The organism is Thermogemmatispora sp., assembly GCF_019683755.1.
GTDB lineage: Bacteria > Chloroflexota > Ktedonobacteria > Ktedonobacterales > Ktedonobacteraceae > Thermogemmatispora.
Map to the genome: position 1 here is coordinate 1 of NZ_JADGHT010000298.1, position 5,887 is coordinate 5,887.

A 5,887-nucleotide genomic window follows, 5' to 3' on the forward strand; every position below is an offset into this window, starting at 1 on the left:
CCGGTGGAGAGAGCACTACTATTGGCAAGCTTATGGTTGATTATGGCCTTGATAGGCCATTGAAAAGCTTAATTGAGCAGGGACTCCCTGTCTGGGGAACCTGCGCCGGCTTGATACTGTTGGCCAAAAAGACGGACAACGCTCTGGAAGGTCAGCCGCTGCTGGCCGTAATGAATATCACTGTCCGTCGCAATGCGTTCGGTAGTCAGCGGGAAAGTTTTGAAACTGATCTGTCGATACCCGTGCTCGGTGAAACACCATTTCATGCCTTTTTCATTCGGGGGCCGGCCATTACTGAGGTAGGCCCAGGGGTCGAGGTGCTGGCAACGCTCGATGATGGAACCATCGTCGCTGTCCGCGAAGGCAACCGGCTGGGTACCGCTTTTCACCCGGAGGTTTCCAGAGATCCGCGATTCCATCATTACTTTCTCCGCCTAGTACAGAGCGTTCGGAAGTAGAGGCGTGGCGACGTGACCAGGCGCTCAGTCTCGTTACCCGTTCCTGGCCAGAGGTGAGCAACGCAACGACCTGCTGACTTAGTGAGCAGGTCGCCAAGTCGCTTGGAACAGGCTGTGCGGCAGGATTGGATAGACGGAGCTAAGCGGTCAGAGTACAGTCCACTTCCTGCAAGAGGCCTAGCGCTGGCTGGCTGCGTCTGGAATGACCCGGTTGGTGAAGCCTGGCACGACCACTAAGCGTGGACGAAGTGTAAGGATCTGCCTCTGCTTGGCGCAGGAGCACTGATGATACGACCGGTACCCTATGTTGACCTACCGGGAATCATCTACGCATTAGATCGGCGCGCCCGCATGCGACAGCGCGCACTGGCGAACTTCGTGTGCTGGCTGGAACCGGTAGAGCACCGTGCTTCATGGCCTCCTCTCCTGCGCAATATCTTTCCTCTCGATCCGGTAGCACGTACCTGGCTGTGTGAAGATCGCTGGCGCATCCTTGGATTCGCCCAGGTACGCGAGCGCCCATCGGGAACGATGTGGGAGCTGACCTATCTGGCCTCGATGCTCCAAAGTGCCTTCTCCGGCGAGGACGTTCTCACTGCTCTGCTCGACTATGTATTGGAGATGGCTGCCTCCCACGGCGTGCTACGCGTCTTCGCCAGAGTAGAGGAGTCACTGCCGGAGCTGGAGCTGTTTGCCCGCAGCGGCTTCCAGCGCTATGCGCGCGAATTTACCTATGTCTACGGACTGGGCGATGAAATAGAGGCCGATTCTGAGATCAGGGTCTCACCCAGTGATCGGCAGCCCTATTCGGGGCTGGCCCTGAGCCTGGCTCCTGCCGAGCGCTTGCAGGCGTTGACCTCCTTACAGCGCTGGAGCCGCCATCATGTCTGGGGACTGCACCAGCTCTATCGAGCTGTCACACCTCAGCGCGTGCAGATGGCCGAGCTGCTAGAGAATAGCGAGGAATACGCACGCTTGCTCGTTGGCTCCCAGCGCACAGGTCTCCTGCCGCTTGGACGCCGGTGCGAAACCTACGTCTGTGACATGGGGGTCCGCCTTGGCGCCTGGCTCCAGCTCCGTCGGGGACGTGGCACACGACCGCATCAGCTCTCGCTGATTGTTCACCCAGAGTATGCCGATCTGGCCGAGCCACTCGTACGCTTCGCCTGCCAGCGCCTGCTGGCGAGCGACAGACGTCCGATCTATTGCCAGGTGCGCGAGTATGAGGGGGCTGTGATCAATGCCCTGCGCACCTGCGGCTTTGCGCCAAAAACCACCAGAGTCTTGCTTGTGCGCCACATGGCCTATCTGGCTGTGAGACAGCGCGTCGTTCCTGCATTAGAACAACGAGTAATCTACGGCGTGAAGGGCCTGGGTACGGCCAACTCACGCCAGACTATGAGGTGAGTAAACTGTCTATGCACAATGCGATCACTGACGATCTGGAGGCTCTGCTGGAGGCTCTTCCTCCCAGCATCCACGAAGCGGTCGACCGCCTGGAGAACCGCGGTGAGCTGCTAGAGATCGTGATGGACCTGGGGCGCCTGCCCGAGGCCCGCTTCCCGGATGGAGAGGTGATCCTGAGCGACCAGCCCATCACCTATGCCGACCTCGAGTATGTCGTTGAGCGCATCGGTGAGTTCGGCGACGATAATCGCGCTGGCATCGAGCGCACGCTGCACCGCATCAGTGCCTTGCGCAATCGGAAAGGCCGCGTGGTAGGCCTGACCTGCCGCATTGGCCGCGCGGTGCTGGGGAGCATTGCGCTGATCCGCGATATCGTTGAGCAGGGCCAGTCGATTCTGATCCTTGGTCGCCCGGGCGTAGGCAAGACAACACTGCTGCGCGAGATCGCGCGTGTGCTGGCCGATGAGGCCAATAAGCGGGTGGTTGTGGTCGATACCTCGAACGAGATCGCCGGCGATGGCGATATCCCTCATCCCGGCATCGGGCGCGCACGACGCATGCAGGTAGCTCATACCTCGATGCAACATGCGGTCATGATCGAGGCTGTGGAAAACCATATGCCCCAGGTGATCGTGATCGACGAGATCGGTACGGAGCTGGAAGCGCAGGCGGCGCGAACTATTGCAGAGCGTGGGGTCCAGCTAATCGCAACGGCGCACGGCAATTCGTTGAGTAACTTGCTGGTCAACCCAACCCTGTCCGACCTGGTGGGCGGTATCCAGACGGTGACGCTCGGCGATGAGGAGGCTCGCCGGCGCCATACGCAGAAGAGTATCCTGGAGCGCAAGGCTCCCCCTACCTTCGATGTGGTGGTGGAGCAGCAAAGCTGGCAGGAGCTGATCGTCCATCGCGATGTTGCGGAAACGGTGGATAACCTGCTGCGGGGCCAGCCGGTCATTGCCGAGGTGCGGACGCGCGATGAGGAAACCGGGCGAGTGTCGGTGCGCCGTGTAACGATCGGCGGCATGGAGTTGCCTGCCTGGGGCGGCGGCTCTGGCTCGCTGGCCGGACGCCAGGGGGGATATCTCCCTTTCGAACGCTCGGCGGGCGGCTGGAGCAGTCTGCGCCAAATCGGCCAGGTGACCTGGCGCGACGCCGCCACGGTTGACTCTGGGCGCCGCAATGGCCAGCTCTCGCTGCCAACGCTCGCGCCCGGCGGTCTAACGGCTAATCTCCGCCGCTCGCCATCCGGCCTGGTGACGCTCAGCAATACCGCGCCGGCTTTGGCCGCTGAGGAGACGCTGACCGGTGAGGAGGCACAGGAGGCCGTTGCTCCCTCTCCTCCCAAGCCGATCCGGATCTATCCCTTCGGGGTCAATCGCGATCGCTTGGAGCAGGCCGCCCGCCAACTCGGGGTCCCGGTGATCATCACCAAGAATGAGCATGAGGCCAATGCCATCATCACGCTCAAGAATTACTACCGACGCCAGCCTGAGCGCTTGCAGCAAGCTGCCGATAATCAGAAGACCATTATTATTCTGAAAAATAATACGGTAGCGCAGATGCAGCATGCCCTGGCGCGCATCTTTGCTCTCCCCGAGGAGGAGGACGATGAAGCAGGCTCCGAGGCCTCTGGCTCGTTAGCTGGCCTGGCTCACGATGAGGAGACACGGCGCGCTCTCCTCGAGGCGGAAGATGCTATTCATCGTTTGCTCAATAATGGGCTGACCGCCGCAGAGCTGGCCCCGGCTAATGCCTATGTGCGCCGGCTGCAGCATCAGCTTGCCAGCCGCTATAACTTGCTCTCGCGCAGTCGGGGAAAGGAGCCAAATCGACGCGTGAAGATCTTCCGTAGCTAACAGCAAGTCTGCAACGGCGCGGTATGGCGACCGCTCATCTCGCGCGCTTGCCTTTGCGCCATCGAACCGGCGAGCAGCTCGGACAGGTCGGCGCTGTCTGAGCCAGGCGCAGCGATGATGATCCGCCCTCTGCCGCGCCGTAGTGCGTTCCCAGTCCAATCCGTACCGCTGGAATTTACTGACTCAAACACAAACAGGCCTGGGCAGGCTCGGCTTTCCTCTCTCCTTATCCTCTTGCGCTTCACGCTACCGCTGCGCTATAATAGCCCCAATTCAACGGAGGAAAACGCGTGGCATGCGAGCCTGGCCCGTCAATAGGTGACAGGAAGCAGGCAGATCGCTAAGTCTGATGAGGTTGAGCCCAGTTCGTAAGGGAGGAGAGAAAACAGCCGATCCGCTCCGGCGCAGCGCCGCGCTGAGGGCAGAGGCGAAGGGAGGAGGAGAGGATGGAAGGCAGCGAGGGAAGAAAGGCGCCAGCCACAGTGCTGTGGTCAGGTTCAATATTCTGCGAAAGGACTATGCCACCTATGCGTGTTGTGAATGATGATCATGCCACCGGTACCGGCGAGCCTGCAGAGAGGGGAGGAACGCCTTCAACCACTCCTGCTGCTGTCCTGTCGTCCTCTACAGTTCTCCCCGTGACGATCGCCGATATCTGGGAGGCTTATAAGCTTCTCAAACCGCTACTACATCACACTCCGTTAACCCCCTCACGTACGCTCCGGGAGATGACTGGGGCGGAAGTCTATTTGAAAGCCGAGAATATGCAGCGCTCCGGCTCGTTTAAGGTGCGAGGCGCCAGCTATAAGCTCTCGCGTCTGAGCGAGCAGGACTATCAGCGCGGTGTGATTGCGGCATCCGCCGGTAACCATGCCCAGGGTGTGGCCATCGCGGCGGCTCAGCATAAGATCCCCTGTACGATTGTAATGCCGGAGACCGCGCCGCTGGCAAAGGTAATGGCGACTCAAGGGTATGGGGCTGAAGTGGTTCTACATGGCTTCACCTACGATGATGCTTATCAGCGCTGTCTGGAGCTGCAGGAGCAGACAGGAGCGACCTTTATCCATGCCTTTGACGATCCTGATATCATTGCCGGTCAGGGAACGCTCGGCCTGGAGATGCTGAGTGATCTCCCCGATGCCGATGCGATTCTGGTCCCTATTGGCGGTGGCGGTCTGATTGCGGGCATTGCTATTGCCGCCCGCGCTTTGCGCCCCAATATTACGATTATCGGTGTGCAGGCCGCTGGTGCTCCGAGCTGCCGCAGCTCGCTAGATGCAGGTCGACCGTTGGAGCTGCCTTCGATCACGACGGTGGCCGATGGCATTGCCGTGAAGCGTCCTGGCGAGCTGACCTTCTCGGTCATTCAACGCCTGGTCGATGAGGTCGTGCTGGTCGATGACGAGGCCATTATCAGCGCAGTGCTCTTCTTGATGGAGCGCTGCAAGATGCTGGTCGAGGGGGCGGGTGCCGTCGGCGTGGCAGCCCTGCTGAGTGGTACGGTGAAGCTGCCTGGCAAAAAGGTGCTAGTTCCTCTCACTGGCGGCAATATCGATATCAACCTTGTTGGCCGCTTTATCGAGCATGGCCTGGCCGCTGCCGGTCGCTACTTTGTGATTCATACCCGCTTGGAAGATCGCCCCGGCGAGCTGATGCGTTTCCTGAGCATTATCGCTGATATGCGTATTAATGTTATCGACGTCAGGCACCAGCGTATATCCAGTCACTTGCCAATTATGCAACGAGAGGAGACCCTGACGCTGGAAACGCGCGACCGGGCCCAGTGTGAGCAGCTCCTACAGCGCTTGCGTGCTGCTGGCTATGTAGTGGAAGAAGCGCAGTCGCTGGATTAGGCCGGGGGGACGGTGAGCGCTGGGGCAGTAGCCAGTTTCTTCGTTTGGTCCGTGACCTTCCAGATTTTCTCCTCCGGAATGTCCTTCATGCTGCGTTCTACTCTTATGGATGTGGCGAGGGACATTCTGTCTGCTGGTCTATCTATGGCCTCTCCTCTGGGGGCTGGTGTCAGTGATGGTGGAGCGGCGGGCTAGGGGTGGAAGCATAGCTGAAAGCCTGTGAGGTTCTAGGGGGACTGGCATATTGACTGGTTTAGGGGATCTTTTCGCCTTCATCTACTCTCTTCTTCCTTTAGTTTCTAGTTAGCGG

Annotated in this window: 4 protein-coding genes; all 4 read left to right on the forward strand. The window is 59.8% G+C overall.

From position 1 onward, the window contains the following. Positions 1-458: pyridoxal 5'-phosphate synthase glutaminase subunit PdxT (gene pdxT, locus IRZ24_RS15820; protein ID WP_297166060.1), on the forward strand; the 458-nt coding region annotated here is incomplete at its 5' end. 285 nt (positions 459-743) lie between these two features. After that, a complete protein-coding gene (locus IRZ24_RS15825) occupies positions 744-1,865 on the forward strand; it encodes a hypothetical protein (protein WP_297166062.1) in 1,122 nt (373 codons plus the stop codon). Positions 1,866-1,876: 11 nt separating this feature from the next. After that, a complete protein-coding gene (locus tag IRZ24_RS15830; protein WP_297166064.1) occupies positions 1,877-3,724 on the forward strand; it encodes a R3H domain-containing nucleic acid-binding protein in 1,848 nt (615 codons plus the stop codon). Positions 3,725-4,251: 527 nt separating this feature from the next. Next, positions 4,252-5,577, forward strand: coding sequence for a threonine ammonia-lyase (ilvA, locus tag IRZ24_RS15835; protein ID WP_297166067.1), 1,326 nt, complete (start codon positions 4,252-4,254; stop codon positions 5,575-5,577). Positions 5,578-5,887 lie beyond the last annotated feature (310 nt).

What these genes read in the sequence shown, in the direction of transcription:
- IRZ24_RS15825 (WP_297166062.1), top strand. Translation starts at nt 744, where the DNA reads ATGATACGACCGGTACCCTATGTTGACCTACCGGGAATCATCTACGCA.
- IRZ24_RS15830 (WP_297166064.1), top strand. Translation starts at nt 1,877, where the DNA reads ATGCACAATGCGATCACTGACGATCTGGAGGCTCTGCTGGAGGCTCTT.
- ilvA (WP_297166067.1), top strand. Translation starts at nt 4,252, where the DNA reads ATGCGTGTTGTGAATGATGATCATGCCACCGGTACCGGCGAGCCTGCA.